The sequence below is a fragment of the Micromonospora sp. SCSIO 07396 genome (genome assembly GCF_053667945.1).
This window is the reverse complement of the sequence record NZ_CM132210.1, coordinates 3,033,744-3,050,764: the sequence shown is the minus strand read 5'-3', so window position 1 is coordinate 3,050,764 and position 17,021 is coordinate 3,033,744. Positions and strand designations below refer to the sequence as shown.

At 73.1% G+C, this 17,021-nt stretch carries 18 protein-coding genes; 14 read left to right on the top strand and 4 right to left on the bottom strand.

Features of this window, described 5'->3' with window-relative positions; translation table 11 throughout:
* The first annotated feature begins 45 nt into the window (after positions 1 to 45).
* The 5 genes from urtB (at position 46) to ACWCHM_RS12945 (ending at position 5,299) form a co-directional block, all read left to right on the top strand.
* Positions 46 to 933, top strand: coding sequence for an urea ABC transporter permease subunit UrtB (gene urtB, locus ACWCHM_RS12965; protein WP_454222575.1), 888 nt, complete (start codon positions 46 to 48; stop codon positions 931 to 933).
* Positions 930 to 2,117: an urea ABC transporter permease subunit UrtC gene (gene urtC, locus ACWCHM_RS12960; RefSeq protein ID WP_454222574.1), complete on the top strand. Its 1,188-nt coding sequence runs from the start codon at positions 930 to 932 to the stop codon at positions 2,115 to 2,117. Before urtB ends, urtC begins: the two co-directional genes overlap by 4 nt.
* Positions 2,114 to 2,869, top strand: a complete 756-nt coding sequence (gene urtD, locus ACWCHM_RS12955) for an urea ABC transporter ATP-binding protein UrtD (protein ID WP_281897887.1) — start codon at positions 2,114 to 2,116, stop codon at positions 2,867 to 2,869. Before urtC ends, urtD begins: the two co-directional genes overlap by 4 nt.
* Positions 2,869 to 3,561 (top strand): urea ABC transporter ATP-binding subunit UrtE, encoded by a 693-nt coding sequence (gene urtE, locus ACWCHM_RS12950; protein WP_281897885.1) that lies wholly within the window; start codon positions 2,869 to 2,871, stop codon positions 3,559 to 3,561. Before urtD ends, urtE begins: the two co-directional genes overlap by 1 nt.
* A 100-nt stretch (positions 3,562 to 3,661) precedes the next feature.
* Positions 3,662 to 5,299 (top strand): CotH kinase family protein, encoded by a 1,638-nt coding sequence (locus tag ACWCHM_RS12945; RefSeq protein WP_454222573.1) that lies wholly within the window; start codon positions 3,662 to 3,664, stop codon positions 5,297 to 5,299.
* Here the strand turns inward: ACWCHM_RS12945 and ACWCHM_RS12940 are convergent.
* The 3 genes from ACWCHM_RS12940 to ACWCHM_RS12930 are packed head-to-tail and all read right to left on the bottom strand — an operon-like array spanning position 5,296 to position 7,297.
* Positions 5,296 to 5,877, bottom strand: coding sequence for a Rieske (2Fe-2S) protein (locus tag ACWCHM_RS12940; protein WP_421488475.1), 582 nt, complete (start codon positions 5,875 to 5,877; stop codon positions 5,296 to 5,298). The two genes, ACWCHM_RS12945 and ACWCHM_RS12940, sit on opposite strands and share 4 nt — an antisense overlap.
* Positions 5,874 to 6,539: a DUF6529 family protein gene (locus ACWCHM_RS12935; protein ID WP_307821357.1), complete on the bottom strand. Its 666-nt coding sequence runs from the start codon at positions 6,537 to 6,539 to the stop codon at positions 5,874 to 5,876. The genes ACWCHM_RS12940 and ACWCHM_RS12935 overlap by 4 nt, the downstream gene beginning before the upstream one ends.
* The gene (locus tag ACWCHM_RS12930) at positions 6,539 to 7,297 is read right to left on the bottom strand and encodes a hypothetical protein (RefSeq protein WP_204960103.1); all 759 of its coding nucleotides are present in this window, start codon (positions 7,295 to 7,297) and stop codon (positions 6,539 to 6,541) included. The genes ACWCHM_RS12935 and ACWCHM_RS12930 overlap by 1 nt, the downstream gene beginning before the upstream one ends.
* Positions 7,298 to 7,487: 190 nt before the next feature.
* Here ACWCHM_RS12930 and ACWCHM_RS12925 point away from each other — a divergent pair, with 190 nt between their 5' ends.
* From ACWCHM_RS12925 to mnhG, 8 genes are all read left to right on the top strand, one after another.
* Positions 7,488 to 8,429 carry an ion transporter gene (locus tag ACWCHM_RS12925; RefSeq protein ID WP_281897879.1) on the top strand — a complete coding sequence of 314 codons (942 nt, stop codon included), beginning with the start codon at positions 7,488 to 7,490 and terminating at the stop codon, positions 8,427 to 8,429.
* Between the two features lie 190 nt (positions 8,430 to 8,619).
* A complete protein-coding gene (locus ACWCHM_RS12920) occupies positions 8,620 to 9,099 on the top strand; it encodes a cation:proton antiporter regulatory subunit (RefSeq protein ID WP_204960098.1) in 480 nt (159 codons plus the stop codon).
* A 149-nt stretch (positions 9,100 to 9,248) separates the two neighbouring features.
* Complete coding sequence (locus ACWCHM_RS12915; protein ID WP_454222572.1) at positions 9,249 to 12,071, top strand: Na+/H+ antiporter subunit A; 2,823 nt, start codon at positions 9,249 to 9,251, stop codon at positions 12,069 to 12,071.
* Positions 12,068 to 12,568, top strand: a complete 501-nt coding sequence (locus tag ACWCHM_RS12910) for a Na(+)/H(+) antiporter subunit C (protein WP_454222571.1) — start codon at positions 12,068 to 12,070, stop codon at positions 12,566 to 12,568. The genes ACWCHM_RS12915 and ACWCHM_RS12910 overlap by 4 nt, the downstream gene beginning before the upstream one ends.
* Positions 12,565 to 14,145 carry a Na+/H+ antiporter subunit D gene (locus tag ACWCHM_RS12905; protein WP_454222569.1) on the top strand — a complete coding sequence of 527 codons (1,581 nt, stop codon included), beginning with the start codon at positions 12,565 to 12,567 and terminating at the stop codon, positions 14,143 to 14,145. Before ACWCHM_RS12910 ends, ACWCHM_RS12905 begins: the two co-directional genes overlap by 4 nt.
* The gene (locus tag ACWCHM_RS12900) at positions 14,142 to 14,819 is read left to right on the top strand and encodes a Na+/H+ antiporter subunit E (RefSeq protein ID WP_454222568.1); all 678 of its coding nucleotides are present in this window, start codon (positions 14,142 to 14,144) and stop codon (positions 14,817 to 14,819) included. The genes ACWCHM_RS12905 and ACWCHM_RS12900 overlap by 4 nt, the downstream gene beginning before the upstream one ends.
* Positions 14,816 to 15,079 (top strand): monovalent cation/H+ antiporter complex subunit F, encoded by a 264-nt coding sequence (locus ACWCHM_RS12895; RefSeq protein ID WP_088645903.1) that lies wholly within the window; start codon positions 14,816 to 14,818, stop codon positions 15,077 to 15,079. Before ACWCHM_RS12900 ends, ACWCHM_RS12895 begins: the two co-directional genes overlap by 4 nt.
* Positions 15,076 to 15,441: a monovalent cation/H(+) antiporter subunit G gene (mnhG, locus tag ACWCHM_RS12890; RefSeq protein ID WP_145920159.1), complete on the top strand. Its 366-nt coding sequence runs from the start codon at positions 15,076 to 15,078 to the stop codon at positions 15,439 to 15,441. Before ACWCHM_RS12895 ends, mnhG begins: the two co-directional genes overlap by 4 nt.
* A gap of 85 nt (positions 15,442 to 15,526) precedes the next feature.
* Here mnhG and ACWCHM_RS12885 read toward each other — a convergent pair whose 3' ends face one another.
* On the bottom strand, positions 15,527 to 15,907 hold the full coding sequence (locus tag ACWCHM_RS12885; RefSeq protein ID WP_281897869.1) for a YccF domain-containing protein: 381 nt from the start codon (positions 15,905 to 15,907) through the stop codon (positions 15,527 to 15,529).
* 57 nt (positions 15,908 to 15,964) lie between these two features.
* Between ACWCHM_RS12885 and ACWCHM_RS12880 the strand changes: the two genes are divergently transcribed.
* Positions 15,965 to 16,981, top strand: coding sequence for a methyltransferase (locus ACWCHM_RS12880; RefSeq protein WP_454222566.1), 1,017 nt, complete (start codon positions 15,965 to 15,967; stop codon positions 16,979 to 16,981).
* Positions 16,982 to 17,021 lie beyond the last annotated feature (40 nt).

Here is a 17,021-nt window from a genome sequence, read left to right as displayed (position 1 = left end):
GGAGGCACCCCCGCCCGGGCCGACCCACCACTTCGGAGCGCGAACGTGACAGTCCTCTTCGGTCAGCTCTTCACCGGCATCAGCATCGGCGCGGTGCTGCTGCTCATCGCCCTCGGCCTGGCGCTGACCTTCGGCCAGATGAACGTGATCAACATGGCGCACGGCGAGTTCATCATGGCCGGCGCCTACACCACCTACGTGCTCCAGCAGACCGTGACCGCCGCCGGCTGGTCGCTGCTGGTGGCGCTGCCGGTCGCCTTCGTGGTGGCCGGCGTCATGGGCGTGCTGCTGGAGGTGCTGCTGATCCGCCGCCTCTACGCCCGCCCGCTGGACACCCTGCTGGTCACTTGGGGCGTCTCGCTGATGCTCCAGCAACTGGCCCGGGACGTCTTCGGCAGCCCCAACGTGCAGACCCGGGCCCCGGCGCTGCTGACCGGCAACATCTCCCTGCCCGGCGGGCTGACCGTCGCCAACAACCGGCTGTTCATCCTGGCCCTCGCGCTGGCCGCCGTGCTGGCGCTGACCCTGGCGCTGCGGCTCACCCCGCTCGGGCGACGCATCCGCGCGGTGGTGCAGAACCGCGACCTCGCCGCCGTCTCCGGCATCCCCACCGCCCGGGTCGACCGGACCACCTTCTTCATCGGCTCCGGGCTGGCCGGCGTCGCCGGGGTCGCGCTGACCCTGCTCGGGCCGATCGGCCCGACGATGGGCACCAACCTGATCATCGACGCCTTCCTGGTCGTCGTGGTCGGCGGCATCGGCCAGCTCAAGGGCAGCGTGATCGTCGCCTTCGCGCTCGGCGTGCTCCAGGCCACCGGCGAGTACCTCACCACGCTCAGCGTCGCCAAAGTGATCGTCTTCGTGGCGATCGTGGCGTTCCTCCAGTGGCGGCCCCAGGGGCTGTTCACCCTGCGTACCCGGAGCCTCGCATGACCGCCGCGCCGCTGGTCGGCACCGATCCGGCCAGCGCGGCCGGCACCCCGGCCGGCGGCCGGCGGGGCCGCCGGTTCGAGGGCCCGGCCCGGACCGCCGTCGGGTTCGCCCTCGGCGCGGCGCTGCTGTTCGCCGTGGCTCCGCTGACCCTGTCGGACTTCCGGCTGTCGCTGCTGGCCAAGTACCTGTGCGTGGCGATGGTCGCGGTCGGTATCGGCATCGCCTGGGGCCGGGGCGGCATGCTCACCCTCGGCCAGGGGGTGTTCTTCGGCCTCGGCGGCTACGCGATGGCCATGCACCTCAAGCTCGCCGACGCCGGCCCTGGCGAACTGCCCGACTTCATGCAGCTCTACGGCCAGCTCGACGAGTTGCCGCTGTGGTGGCGGCCGTTCGCCAGCCCGTGGATCGCGCTGCCGGCCACCGTGCTGCTGCCGATGGCTGTCGCGTTCGGCCTCGGCTCGCTGGTCTTCCGCCGCCGGGTGCGCGGCGCCTACTTCGCCATCCTCAGTCAGGCGCTCGCCGCCGCGATGGTGATCCTGCTCGTCGGCCAGCAGGGCACCACCGGCGGCACCAACGGCCTCACCGACATCCAGGGCTTCTTCGGGTACGACCTGGACGACCCGGTCAACCAGCGGATGGTCTACTTCATCATCGCCGCCAGCCTGCTCGCGCTGCTGGCCCTGGCCCGGCAACTCATCCGCAGCCGCTACGGCGAGTTGCTGGTCGCCGTCCGCGACGGCGAGGAACGGGTCCGCTTCCTCGGCTACGACCCGGCCGGCGTCAAGCTCGTCGGCTACGTGATCGCCGCCGGGATGGCCGGTCTGGCCGGGGCGCTGTTCGTCCCGGCGGTGGGGATCATCTCGCCCGCGCTGATCGGGATCGTGCCGTCCATCGAGTTCGTCATCGGCGTCGCGGTGGGTGGCCGGGCCACCCTGCTCGGCCCGGTGCTCGGCGCGGTGGCGGTGGCCTGGGCGCGGACCGCCCTGTCGGAACGGTTCCCGGGCACCTGGACGTACCTGCAGGGGTTGCTGTTCGTGCTGGTGGTGGCGTTCCTGCCGGGCGGCCTGGCGTCGCTGTGGGTGCTGGCCCGCAAGCGCCGGTCGGACCCGGCCGGCGCGCGGTGGTGGCGGCGGTCCCGGCCGGCGGACCCGGCCGAGGCCCGGACGGAGGTGTCGGCGGCATGACCGGTACGCAGCTCGACGGCCTGTGCGTACGCGACCTGCGGGTCACCTTCGACGGGTTCACCGCCGTCGACGGGGTCGACCTCGACGTGCCGCCCGGGGACATCCGGTTCCTGATCGGCCCCAACGGGGCGGGGAAGACCACGGTGGTCGACGCCGTGACCGGGCTGGTCCGGGCCACCGGCTCGGTCCGCTTCGGCGACCGGGAACTGCTCGGCCGGGACGTGCACCGCATCGCCCGGCTCGGCATCGGCCGGACCTTCCAGACCGCCTCGGTCTTCGAGGAGCTGACCGTGGTGCAGAACCTCGACATCGCCGCCGGGGCCACCCGGAGCTGGTGGACGCTGGCCCGCCGGCGCAACCGGATCCCCGACGAGGTGGCCGCCGCGCTGGAGACGATCGGGTTGGCCGACCGGGGTGACCAGCCGGCCGGCGCGCTGGCGCACGGGCAGAAGCAGTGGCTGGAGATCGGCATGCTGCTGGTCTCCGACGCCCGGCTGCTGCTGCTCGACGAGCCGGTCGCCGGGATGAGCCACGAGGAACGCGACGCCACCGGCGTCCTGCTGGAGACGGTCAGCCGGGACCGCACCGTGGTGGTCATCGAACACGACATGGACTTCCTGCGCCGCTTCGCCCGCAGCGTGACCGTGCTGCACGCCGGGAAGGTGCTCAGCGAGGGCACCGTGGCCCAGGTCCAGGCGGACCCCCGGGTGCAGGAGGTCTACCTCGGCGTCGACACCGCACCGGAGGCGTGATGTTGGAGTTGCGTGGGATACACGCCGGCTACGGCCGCAGCGAGGTGCTGCACGGGGTGGACGTGGCCGTCCCCGCCGACGGGGTGGCCGCCGTGCTCGGCCACAACGGCGCGGGCAAGAGCACCCTGCTGCGGGTCGCCGTCGGGCTGCTGCGCCCCCGCGCCGGCACGGTCACCCTCGACGGGGAGGACGTCACCCGGCTCGCCCCGCACCAGCGGGTCGCCCGGGGCCTCGCGTACGTGCCGCAGGGCCAGCAGTGCTTCCCGCACCTGACGGCGGCGGAGAACCTGCGGCTGGTGGCCGACGGCCGGCGCGACGGGGCCGCCGCCACCGCCGAGGCGCTGGACCTGTTCCCGGCGTTGCGGAGTCTGCTGCGGCGGCGGGCCGGGTTGCTCTCCGGCGGCCAGCGTCAGCAGTTGGCCATCGCCCGTGCGCTGGTCACCCGGCCCCGGCTGCTGCTGCTCGACGAGCCCACCGAGGGCATCCAGCCGTCGGTGGTCGCCGAGATCCAGGACCGGATCGTCGAGCTGACCACCGGGGCCGGGATCCGGGTGCTGCTGGTGGAGCAGCACCTCGGTTTCGCGTTGCGGGTGGCGACCCGGCACTACGTGCTGGAGTCCGGCCGGGTCACCGCCACCGGCGACGGTGGCCGGGACGCCGAACGGTCGGTCCGCCAGGCGCTCGCGGTCTGAGAGTGCCGGACTGATCACCGAAAGTGACATCCCCTGTAACATTGGCGTGCGTAGATGGATCGGAGTGTGCTCCAGCCGCCCGTGACGCAGGGGAGTGACTGTGCGGAATCTGCCGGCCCGGGTCCTGGGCGTCGTGACCGCGATCTCGCTCGGGGTGGTCGGCGGCCCGTCGCCGACCCCGGCCCGGCCGGCCGGTGCGCCGGCCACCGCCGCCCCGGCGGCGGACCCGGCCGACGAGCTGACCGGCGACATCGTCTTCTCCGTGCCGAGCGGCACCTTCCGGGACGCGTTCGCGGTCTCGTTGCGCACGACGGTGGCCGACGCCGAGATCCGCTACACGACGGACGGGTCACTGCCCCGCGCGGACTCCCCACGCTACGACGACACCCCGCTGACCGTCTCCGCCACCACCCAGCTACGGGCCGGGGCGTTCGTCGACGGGGTGGCGACCGGCGACCCCGGCACCGCCCTCTACGTCGAGCGGGCCGTGGACGTCAGCCTCGACCTGCCGATCCTGCTGATCGACGGGTACGGCCAGGGTGCGCCGGGACGGGAGTTCGTCGACGCCGCCGCGCTGCTCTTCGCACCGACCGGCGGACACGCGTCGCTCTCCACGCCGCCCACCCTCGCCACCCGGATCGGTTACCACCTGCGCGGCACGTCGAGTTCCCTGTTCGACAAGGCGCCCTACCGGGTCGAGTTCCGGGACAACGAGGACGACGACGTCGACCTGCCGGTGCTCGGGATGCCGGCCGAGTCCGACTGGGTGCTGCGCGGGCCCTACACCGACAAGGCGTTGATCCGGGAGGCGTTCACCTTCGACCTGGCCCGCGAGATCGGATTCCAGGCGCCCCGGTACGCCTTCGTCGAGTTCTACCACAACGTCGCGGACCGGCCGGTGGCCGCCGAGGACTACCAGGGCGTCTACCTGATCGTCGAAACCATCAAGAACGCCAAGAACCGGCTCGACCTCAAGGAGCTCGACCCCGACGACGTCACCCTGCCGGCCATCACCGGTGGGTACATCGTCAAGTTCGAGTGGCTGACGGCCGAGGAGCCCACCCTGGAGTGCCAGGGCCGGCCCGCGACCTGCTGGCACTACCTGGAGGTGGTCGACCCCTCGCCGCTGCAACCGGAGCAGCAGGCCTGGCTGACCGGGCACCTCCAACAGTTCAACGACCTGATGCAGTCCCGCGACTTCGCCGATCCGGTGACCGGCTATCCCGCCTGGATCGACGTGGGATCGTTCGTCGACTCGTTCATCCTCAACGAACTGACCCGCAACTTCGACGCCTACGCCCGCAGCTCGTACTTCTACAAGGACCGGGGTGGCAAGATCACCGCCGGGCCGCTGTGGGATCTCGACCTCACCTACGGCATCGGCGGCGGGGACAACCTGGAGACCACCGGCTGGCAGTACGAGCAGCCCCGGTGGCCGAAGCCCAACAACTGGATCAACCGGTTGGTCACCGACCCCGGGTTCATGGCGCTGGTCCGGGCCCGCTGGGCCGAGCTGCGGCGGGGCCCGCTGTCGGCCGCCGGGCTCGACGCGCGCCTCGCCGCCCTCACCGCGCCGCTCGCCAACGCCGCCGGCCGCAACTTCCAGCGGTGGCCGAACCTGACCACCGAGAAGATCGGCCCCATCGTCACCCCGACCGCCGACACGTGGCAGGGGCAGCTCGACTACCTGCGGGACTGGCTGGACCGGCGGATGGCGTGGCTGGACTCGGCCCTCTAGGCCAGCCGGATGTCGTCGCCGTCGACGGTCACCGCCCGGGGCGGCAGCGGGCTCCCGGCCGGGCCGCTGCGCACCGCGCCGTCGGCGATGCCGAAGACACTGTTGTGGCAGCCGCAGACGATGGTGCCGTCCTTGACCGAGGTGACCGTGCAGCCCTGGTGGGTGCAGGTCGCCGAGAACGCCTTGATGGTGCCCGCGGCCGGTTGGGTCACCACCACGCCCTCGGCCTTGAAGATCTTGCCGCCCCCGACCGGGATGTCCGCCACCGCGGCCAGCGCCGCCGGGGCGGGCGGCTGCTCGCCGCCCCCGGCGGGGGAGCCGCTCGCCCCGGCGGACGGCCCGGCCGGTGCGCTGCCGCCCGGCGAGGCGTCGGCCGGCGCGGCGGCCGATCCGCCGGTCTGCGGCGCCGCGGCCGGCGTGGTCGGCTCGCCATACGTCTGGCAGCCGGTGAGCAGGGCGGTCACGCCCACCCCACCGGCACCGGCCAGCACCGCCCGCCGGGACGCACACCCGGTCCCACGCTCGTCGCACATCTGCCCGTCGTTCCTCTCCCGTGCCCCGAGCCCGTCGCGCGTCACGTGCCCACCCCGAAGGTGGTGAAGTACCACAGCGACGAGGTCACCCAGATCCCCATCAGGACGGTGAAGACCAGCCCACCGACGACCGGCAGCACCCAACCGGCCAGCCCCCGCTTGGGCAGCGCCAGCATCTTCATGGTGAACACCCCGAAGAAGAGGCAGCCGAGCAGCGAGTGCAGCAGGGTCCGCAGGTCGTAGTCGGCGAAACCCAGCGCGTAGAGGCAGTGCACCGCCACCGGGACGGTCAGCAGGAACGCCACCCGGCCGCTCCACCGGTGCAGCCCACCCGCCCAGGAGGGCGAGAAGCCACCGAGCCGGCCCCACATCGCCAACGCGCTGAGCAACTGCACCACGGCGAAGAAGGCCGCTCCGGTGCCCAGCCAGACCTTGACCGTCTGGGGGCTGGAGAAGCCGGCCACGTTGACCGCGATCCCGGTGGGCTGGTGCATCCGGCCGTACGCCCCGAGGGCCACCGCGACCGCCGCCCCGACCAGCAGCGGCACGAGCAGCGAGGCGGGCGGGGCACCGGAGCCGGTGGACGGCACGCCGATCGGGGCGGGCGGGGTCACGGCGGGTGGGGGGTCGGACAGGACCCGGACGGGCGGCCCGTCGTCGAGGTCGCGTCCCACGTCGATCTCGAACCTGCGGCGTGCCGTCGTCATCACGCACCGGACCCCGGGTCGGCCACGACCGGTGACGCGGTGACGGTCCGGCCGTCGAGGATGGTGGTGCCGAACGCGGGGTCCAGCGGCGGGGCCGACACGGGCACACCGTCGCGGGTGACCACCCCGATCTGGCTGCCGTCGGGCAGCATGATCCAGCCGCCGTCGACGCCGGCGCGGCGCTGCTGGGCGGTGGCCCGGTAGAGCACCGGGTCGGGCTTGCCGGTCTGCTTGGCGGTGAACTTCCACCGGCGCTGACCCACCACCATCTCGCCGGAGGCGACGCCGTCGCCGAACGACCCGGTGAGCACCTCGCCCTTCTTGCCGGTCAGCTTCATCCGGCCGTCGGCGGCGGTGCCGTTGAGCCACACCTCCAGCTTCTTGCCGTCGCAGACGTACGCCACCGCCTTGCCGTCGGTGACGGTGATCGCGATGGTGGCGCCGCCGTCGAGTCGGCCGGTCCAGTTCGAGTCGGCCTGCTTCGCCGGTGGCGGCGTGGTCGGCGGCGTGGTCTGCGCCGGGCCGGGCTGGCCCCCCGCCGGCGCCGCCGGGGTGGCGTCCGGCTCGGCCGCCGGGTCGGCGTCCGGCTCCGCGGCCGGGGCGGCGGGCGACACCACGGCGGCCTCGGGCGGGCTCGTCGCGGGCGCGGCCGCACCGGCATCGACCGTACGCGGTGCCGCCTGGGCGCTCATCGCGAACAGGACGGCGGCCATGCCCGTCCCGGTCAGCAGGGTGAGCAACGGGGTCGTGCGCTTCATGAGCAGCTCCCTTCGCCTGGTGGTACGAAGCCGGGGCGCTGGTCGTTCAATGTCGGGACGAGAACCTGCGATCGCCGGCGGCCGGGTGCCCGGTCCATCACCGACGGTCACCGTCCCGGGTGGCCGATAGGGTGTCGGGATGGCCGCCACGATCCCGTACCGCCCCGGGGCCGGGTGACAGGTGCCGTCCGTGCCCGTCCCCACCCGACGGCGTCCCGCCGATCCGCCGCCCGTCCGCCCCGCCGGTCTCGCCCAGCGGTGTGCCCGGATCACCCGCTCGCGCCCGTTCGAGGCGGCGATCGTGGTACTCATCATGGCCAACGCGGCGGTGCTCGGGGTGGAGACCTACCCGGATCTCGGTGCGGCCCGACCTGCGCTGCACTGGCTGGAGCTGAGCTTCCGGGCCGCCTTCGTCGCCGAGATCGCCGTCCGGGTGCTGGCGTACGGGCGTCGGCCGCAGGACTTCCTGCGGCACGGCTGGAACGTGTTCGACCTGGTGGTGATCGCGGCGATCTTCCTGCCCGGGCTGCACGGCGACTCGGCGTTGCTGCGGGTCGTCCGGGTGGCCCGGGTGCTGCGCCTGGTGCGTTTCTCGCCGGGTCTGCGCACCATCGTGGCCGCGCTGTGGCGCAGCCTGCCCGGTGTCGGCGGGTTCCTCGCGCTGGCCATGGTGACCCTCTACGTCTACGGCATGGCCGGCTGGCTGATCTTCGGGCGGGCCTACCCGGAGCAGTACGGCGACATCGGCAGGTCGCTGCTGACCCTGTTCGTGCTGCTGTCCCTGGAGACCCTGCCGGACCTGGTCGAGCAGGGGTTGGCGCTGTCCCCGTGGACCCTCGTCTACTACGTCAGCTACGTGCTCATCACGGTCAACCTGCTGCTGAACATCCTGATCGCGGTCATCGTGAACTCGATGGAGGAGGCCCGCCGGTTGGAGATGACCGAGCGGCTGGCGCCCGGCTACGACGCCGACGGCGACGGGGTGCCCGACGAGGTGGACCGGATCGCCCTGACCCAGCGCCTGGACGACCTGCGGGCGGTCATCGCCGAACTGGAACGGGAGCTGCGCATCGACCGGGACGAGCCGGCGGCCCGTCACCGGCCGACCGCCGAGCGCACCGACGCCCGGTGACCGGGCGGCCCGCCCTCCGGCGGTCGTCCCCGGGCGTCGGCCGTCGATCCCGGCACTGTCCCGACGTCGCCGTCTCCCACTGGTCGGGACGGTGGCGGTGGGCGATCACGCCCTGATCATGATAGGGATGAAGGGGCGCGCGGCCGTTACCGGCCGGACGCCCCTTCGGTGATGGGCGAGGGAGGTAGGCATGCGGTTCGAACGGACGGTTCTTCCCGGGGTCGGACTCTGCCAGCGCTTCGCCACCACGAACGGCCAGTGGGCCAGCGTCATCTCCCATCCGGGCGGTCGGCGCGACATCGTGATCTACCACCCGGAGGACGGCGACACCGCCCTCGCCACGCTGGTGCTCGACCAGTCCGAGGCGCAGGCCGTCGCCGCCGTGCTCAACCAGGCGGTCACCGTCGACCACCTCGCCGAGCTGGAACGCCAGCTGCCCGGCGTCACCGTGGTGCGAATACCCGTCGCCGTGGACAGCGTCGGTGACGGAAAACGCTGGCGGGACACCGGGTTGTCCGGTCGACCGCTGTCGCTGTTGGCGGTGGTCCGCGCCGGCCGGGTCGTCCCGACCCCCGGTGACGACGTCGTCCTGCTCGCCGGGGACGAGGTGGTCGTCGCGGGTACGGAGGCGGCCACCACCTCCGCCGCGGACGTGCTCGCCGGTCACTGACCGGACCCCACGACAGACCGAACGACCAACCAGGGTGACGCCACCGTCGCGGTGGCCGCGCGACCCGGGGACGCCCGTCCCCGCGCCGCCGGTCCCGCGCAGCCCCGAGCGGGCGGGCGAGACCCGACACCGAACTTCGAGGAGGGTATGTGCTGGTCCTGGTGGCGGTCCACGCACTGGCAGCCGTGGTCGCCCCGGGGCTGGTACGCCGCTTCGGACGCCGGGCGCTCTACGCCGTCGCGCTGGCCCCGGCCGCCACGCTGGTCTGGGCGCTGACCCGTACCGGTGGGGTGCGGTCCGGTGAGCCGGTGGTGGAGACCTGGCCGTGGGTGCCCCGGATCGGCCTGGAACTGGCCCTGCGGATGGGCACCCTGTCCTGGCTGATGGTGGTGCTCGTCGGCGGGGTCGGCGCGCTGGTGCTGGCGTACAGCGCCAGGTACTTCCGCTCCGACGACCCCGGGCTGGGTCGCTTCGCCGCGGTCTTCGTCGCCTTCGCCGGCTCCATGCTCGGCCTGGTCGTCTCCGACGACCTGCTGCTGCTCTACGTGTTCTGGGAACTCACCACCGTCTTCTCGTACCTGCTGATCGGCTACGACCCGGCGAAGCGGGCCAGCCGGCGGGCCGCCATGCAGGCGCTGCTGGTCACCACCCTGGGCGGGCTGGCCATGCTGGCCGGGTTCGTGATGCTCGGCCAGCACGCCGGCAGCTACCGCTGGTCGGTCGTCGCCACCGACCTGCCCGGCGGCGGCTACCTGGTCACCGCGCTGATACTGATCCTGCTCGGCGCGCTCAGCAAGTCGGCGATCGTGCCGTTCAGCTTCTGGCTGCCCGGTGCGATGGCCGCCCCCACCCCGGTCAGCGCCTACCTGCACGCCGCCGCGATGGTCAAGGCCGGGGTGTTCCTGGTCGCGCTGCTCGGCCCGGCGGTCGCCGACGTCACCGCCTGGCGGGTGGTGCTGCTGTGCACCGGCCTGGCCACCCTTCTGCTCGGCGGCTGGGTGGCGCTGCGCCAGACCGACCTGAAGCTGCTGCTCGCCTACGGCACGGTCAGCCAGCTCGGACTGCTGATGGTGATCCTCGGGGCCGGCACCCGGGACGCCGCACTGGCCGGCGCGGCCATGGTGCTGGCGCACGCCCTGTTCAAGGCCACCCTCTTCCTCGTCGTCGGGATCGTCGACCACACCACCGGCACCCGGGACCTGGACGAACTCAGCGGGCTCGGCCGGCGCGCGCCGGCGTTGGCCGGGGTCGCCGTGCTGGCCGCCGCGTCGATGGCCGGGCTGCCGCCGATGGCCGGGTTCGTCGCCAAGGAGGCCGCCCTCGACGCGTTGCAGCACGGAGGCCCGGCGGACCTGCTGGTGCTGGCGGGGGTGGTGGCCGGCTCGGCCCTGACCGTGGCGTACACGCTGCGGTTCCTGTGGGGGGCGTTCGCCGCCAAGCCCGGTGTCGCGCCGACCGAAGCGCATCCGGCGGGCTTGTCGTTCCTCGCCGCCCCGGCGCTGCTCGCCGTCGCCGGGCTGGTCGTCGGTGTCGCCGCCCCGGCCCTCGACGGGCTGCTCGCCCCGTACGCCGACGGGTTCTCCACCGCCGGGCCGGGTTACCACCTGGCGCTGTGGCACGGCCTGACCCCGGCCCTGGGGCTGTCCGCCCTGGCGGTGGCGGCCGGTGCCGGGCTGTTCCTGCTGCTGCACCGGGGTCGGCTGCGGGCGACCCGGTGGACGCCGCTGGACGGCGCGGCCGGCTACGAACGGCTGGTCGCCGGGGTGGACCGGCTGGCGGTGGAGCTGACCGGCGCGACCCAGCGGGGCTCGCTGCCGTTCTATCTCGGGATCATCCTGGTGGTGCTGGTCGTGCTGCCCGGCGGGGCGCTGCTCACCGGCGGCCCGTGGCCCCGGCAGTTCCGCGCCTGGGACACCCCGTTGCAGGCCGTCGTCGCCGCCCTGGTGATCGTGGCCGCCGTGATGGCCGCCCGCGCGCTGCGCCGGCTCACCGCGATGATCCTGGTCGGGGTCGCCGGCTACGGCACCGCGCTGATGTTCGTCCTGCACGGCGCACCGGACCTGGCGCTGACCCAGTTCCTGGTCGAGACCGTCACCATCGTCATGTTCGTGCTGGTGCTGCGTCGGCTGCCGGTGAAGTTCTCGGCCCGGCCGATCCGCCGCAGCCGGCGCGGCCGGATCGCCCTCGGGGTCGCCGTCGGCGCGGTCGTGTCCGGGATGGCCTGGGTCGCGTCCAGCGGCCGGCTGGCCATCCCGGTCTCCGAGCGGTTCCCCGACGAGGCGGTCTCCTACGGCGGCGGCAAGAACGTGGTCAACGTGACCCTGGTCGACATCCGGGCCTGGGACACCATGGGCGAGATCGCGGTGCTGGTGGTGGCCGCCACCGGGGTGGCCAGCCTGATCTTCCGCCGCTCCCGGGACCTGGACCGGCGCAGCGCCGTCCCCGGCCCCCGACCGGCGACCACCGGCGGGCCGCGCTGGCTGACCGCCGGCTTCGAGGCGCACCGGCACTCGGTGATCCTCCAGGTGGTCACCCGGCTGCTCTTCCACGCCATCGTGCTGTTCTCCGTCTACCTGCTCTTCTCCGGTCACAACGCCCCCGGCGGCGGGTTCGCCGCCGGGCTGGTCGCCGGCCTGGCCCTGGCCGTGCGTTACCTGGCCGGTGGCCGGCGGGAACTCAACGCCGCCGCGCCTGTCGACGCCGGGGCGGTGCTCGGCGCGGGGCTGTTCCTCGCCGTCGGCACCGGCGTGGTGGCGATGCCACTGGGCGGGGATTTCCTGCAGAGCGCGGTGCTCGACCTGCACCTGCCCCTGCTCGGCAAGGTCCACTTCGTCTCGTCGGTCTTCTTCGACGTCGGCGTCTACCTGATCGTGGTCGGCCTGGTGCTGGACATCCTGCGCAGCCTCGGCGCCGAGATGGACCGCCAGCAGGAGGACGCCCACGACGACGTACGGGACAAGGAGCTGGTGTGACCCCCAACCTCACCTACATCGTGGTGGTCGGTGTGCTCTTCGCCGCCGGGGTGACCCTGCTGCTGGAACGCAGCCTCACCCGGGTGCTGATGGGCGTCATCCTGCTCGGCAACGGGGCCAACCTGCTGCTGCTCACCGGTGGCCGGGCCGGCGGCCCGCCGATCGTCGGCACCACCGACGCCGACGAGATGAGCGATCCGCTGCCTCAGGCGATGGTGCTCACCGCCATCGTCATCACCCTCGGGATGACCGCGTTCCTGCTGGCGCTGTCGTACCGCAGCTGGCACCTCAACGGCCACGACGAGGTGCAGGACGACGTGGAGGACCGCCGGATCATGGACCTGGCCGACCGGGACGAGGGGCCGGGCACCGACGACGCCGACCAGTCCGACTCCGACGACCAGCCCGACGGCGACGGCCGGCCCGACCCGGACAGCCGACGGCCTTCGCCGGCCTCAGTGGCGGCGACGGCCGGCGAGCGGGGGAGGGACGCGTGAACTACCTCGTCCCACTGCCGGTGGTGATGCCGCTGCTCGGCGCGGCCCTGACCCTGCTGCTGGCCAGCCGCCCCCGGGCCCAGCGGTGGGTCAGCCTCACCGTGCTCACCGCGACCGTGGCGGTGGCCGCCACCCTGCTCGTCCGTTCCTCGATCGACGGGCCGCTCGTCGTCGAGGTCGGCGGCTGGGTCGCGCCGCTGGGCATCGTGCTCGTCGCCGACCAACTCGCCGCGCTGATGCTGGTGGTGTCCGCCGCCGTCACCCTCTGCGTGCTGGTGTACTCCATCGGGCAGGGCATGGCCGACGGGCACGAGGACACCCCGCTGTCGGTCTACCACCCCACCTACCTGGTGCTCACCGCCGGGGTGTGCAACGCGTTCCTCTCCGGCGACCTGTTCAACCTCTATGTCGGCTTCGAGATCCTGCTGGTCGCCAGCTACGTGCTGCTCACCCTGGGCAGCACCGAGACCCGGATCCGGGCCGGCACCACGTACGTCGTGGTCAGCCTGCTGTCGTCGCTGATCTTCCTGGTGGCGATCGGGCTGGTCTACTCGGCCACCGGCACCCTCAACCTGGCGCAGCTCGTCGACCGGCTCGACGCCCTCCCCGACGACCTGCGGCTGGTGCTGCAGGGGATGCTGCTGCTCGCCTTCGGCATCAAGGCGGCGGTCTTCCCGCTGTCGGCATGGCTGCCCGACAGCTACCCCACCGCGCCCGCGCCGGTCACCGCCGTCTTCGCCGGCCTGCTCACCAAGGTCGGCGTGTACGCCATCATCCGCACCGAGACGCTGCTGTTCCCCGGTGGCCGGACGGCCGACCTGCTGCTGGTGGTGGCGGCCCTGACCATGCTGGTCGGCATCCTCGGCGCGGTCGCCCAGTCCGACATCAAACGACTGCTGTCGTTCACCCTGATCAGCCACATCGGCTACATGCTGTTCGGGGTGGGGCTCAGCTCGTCGCTGGGGCTGGCCGCCGCGATCTTCTACGTGGTGCACCACATCACCATCCAGACCACCCTGTTCCTCGCCGCCGGTCTGGTCGAACGCCGGGGCGGCAGCGCCGCGCTGGACCGCCTCGGCGGGCTGGCCCGGCTGTCGCCGCTGCTCGCCGTGCTGTTCTTCGTGCCCGCGCTGAACCTGGCCGGCATCCCCCCGTTCTCCGGTTTCCTGGGCAAGCTCGGCCTGGTCCAGGCCGGCGTGGACGACGGCGGCCCGCTGGCCTGGGTGCTGGTCGCGGGCGGGTTGCTGACCAGCCTGCTCACCCTGTACGCGATCGCCCGGGTGTGGAACCTGGCGTTCTGGCGTCGCCCGCATCCGGACATGCCCGAACCGCAGGACAGCGTGCACACCGTGCGCACCGACGGGGTGGAGCAGCCCTACCGGGGGCCGGACCGCGACGCCCACCCGGGCGCGATGCTGCCCCGCCTGATGATCGCGCCGACGGTCGCTCTGGTGGTGCTGGGGCTGGGGTTGACCGTGGTGGCGGGACCGCTGTTCGACCTCAGCTCCGACGCCGCCGACGACCTGCTGCGGCGTACCCCGTACGTCGAGGCCGTCTACCCCGGGGGGACCCCGTGAGCCACGATCCGCCGCCGCAGCGCCGCCCGGACCGGTCGCCGCCGCCCGGGGAGCCGTCGCCGCCGCTTCCCGGGGGTGGGCCGGCCCCGGATCATCCCGAGGACCGGCCGCTGACCCGGGCGGCCCGCCGCCGCAACCGGGCCGTCGCGATGATCGTGCTGGTCACCGTCTGGGTGCTGCTCTGGGGGACGCTGAGCTGGGCCAACGTGCTCGGCGGGCTGGTCGTGGGGCTGGTGGTGCTGACCGTCTTCCCGCTACCCCCGGTGACCTTCGCCGGGCGGGTGCACCCGCTGCCGCTGCTGCGCTTCACCCTGCGTTTCCTGCGTGACCTGGTGGTGGCCAGCGTCCAGATCGCGGTGCTGGCGCTGCGGTTCGGGCACCCCCCGCTGGGCGCGATCATCGCGGTGCAGTTGCGGGTCCGCTCCGACCTCAACCTGACCCTGACCGCCGAGGCGCTGTCCCTGGTGCCGGGCAGCCTCATCGTCGAGGTCGACCGGGACGCCGGCATCCTCTACGTCCACGTGCTCGGGGTGCGCGACCGCGCCGAGGTCGAACGCTTCCGCGACGGCGTGCTGGAGCTGGAGGCCCGGTTGATCGCGGCGATCGGTTCGGCGCAGGAGCAACGGCTGGTCCGGGAGCACACACCGTCCACCCTGGAAGGGAGTTCGAGATGACCGCTGTCGCCGTGATCGTCACCGTGCTGCTGGCGGTGGCCGGTGCGCTCACCCTCACCCGGATCGTCCGGGGGCCGTCGGTGCTCGACCGGGCGGTCGCCACCGACGTGCTGCTGGCGATCGTGGTGGCCGCGGTGGCGACCGAGGCCGCCTACAGCCGGGACGCTACCGCGCTGCCGATCCTGGTGGTGCTGGCCATCCTCGGTTTCGTCGGTTCGGTCAGCGTCGCCCGCTTCGCCACCCGCCGGGACGACAGGTGAGCGTCGACGCGGTGCTCGACGTGGTGGCCGCGGCCTGTCTGCTGGGCGGCGCGCTGCTCAGCCTCGCCGCCGGGGTCGCCCTGGTCCGCTTCCCCGACCTGCTGTCGCGGATGCACGCCGCCGCCAAGCCGCAGGTGCTCGGCCTGCTGCTGGTGCTGCTCGGCTGCGCGCTGCGGCTGCGGACCGGGGTGGACGTCACCACGCTGGTGCTGGTCGGGGCGTTCCAGCTGGCCACCGCGCCGGTCGCCGCGCACATGATCGGCCGGGCCGGCTACCCGCACGACCGGATCCGCACCGACCTGCTGGTCACCGACGAACTCGCCGCCCACCTCGACCGGCTGCACGCCGACCGGCGGCCCTGACCGGCGTACCCCCGGCCGTCGCGGCCGTGGTGCCCCCGGACGACGCCGGATCGTCGCGGTCCGGGCCGGGGGCGACGCCGCGGGGTCAGGGGGCCTCGACGACCTCCCGGCCGAGCGGCCAGAACGCCGCCGGGACGAGCTTGAAGTTGGCGATGCCGAACGGGATGCCGATGATCGTGACGCAGAGCGCGATCCCGGCGAGCAGATGGGACAGCGCCAGCCACCAGCCGGCCAGCAGCACCCACAGCACGTTCGCCAGCCCGGACGGCACGCCGGCCCCCGGCTTGGTGACCAGGGTACGGCCGAACGGCCACAGCGAGTACGACGCCAGCCGCAGCGACGCCACCCCGAACGGGATGGTGATGATGAGGACGAAGCAGACCACCGCCGCGACGAAGTAGCCGAGCGCCAGCACGATTCCGCCACCGAGGATGAGCCACAGCAGGTTCAGGACGAAGCGAATCATTACTCCATAGTGACCGGCGCGTGCCACCGCGTCACCGTTCCATGATCTGATGTTCCCATGATCACTCCCACTCCTCTCATGCAACTCGTCGCCGGCGTCTGGGGCTTCAAGACCCTCGCCGTCGGCGTCGAGTTCGGCCTGTTCACCCGGCTGGCCGGCGGACGGACCGTCACCGTGGCGCAGGCCGCCGCCGAGTTCGGGCTCGACGAACGCCCCGCCGACCTGCTGCTGTCGGCCAGCGCGTCGCTGGGGCTGCTGGAGCGGGCCGGCGACGGCTACCGCAACTCCGCGCTGGCCGAGCAGTTTCTGGTCGAGGGGCAGCCGTACTACTTCGGCGCCCAGGTGCGCTATTCCGACCTGCGCACCTACCTGCCCTGGCACCGGGTGGGCGAGGCGCTGCGCGGCAACCGGCCGCTCACCTGGGACCCGCAGCAGCAGGACTCGCTGTTCGACACCACCGACCCGGAGCTGGTGGCCCAGTTCTGGGACGCCATGTTCGCCACCTCCCGGTTCACCGCCCGCGCCCTGGCCGACGCGTACGACTTCGGCGCGCACCGGCGGCTGCTCGACGTCGGCGGCGGCGCGGGGGCGTTCCCGATCGAGTTCTGCCTGCGGCTGCCGCAGCTGCGGGCGACGATCCTGGACCTGCCGCACGTGTGCGTACGGGCCGGCGAGCGGATCGCGGAGGCCGGCCTGACCGACCGGATCGGCACGGTCGCCGGTGACTTCCTCGCCGACCCGGCCCTGCCCGACGGGCACGACGTGATCCTGCTCAGCATGATCCTGCACGACTGGGACGAACCGACCAACCGGGCGCTGCTGGCCAAGTGTTTCGCCGCGCTGCCGCCCGGCGGGGTGATCGTCATCAGTGAGCTGCTGCTCAACGACGAGCGCACCGGCCCGCCGGAGGCCGCCCTGATGGGCATGAACATGCTCGTCGAGACCGAGGGCGGCAAGAACTACTCCGGTGCGGAGTACCGGGCCTGGCTGACCGACGTCGGCTTCGTCGACGTGCGCACGGTGCCGTTCGAGGCCCCCGGGGCGAACGGCGCGGTGCTGGCCCGCCGCCCCTGACCGGCCCGGCCGGCGGGCCAGCACGGTCCGCCGGCCCGGC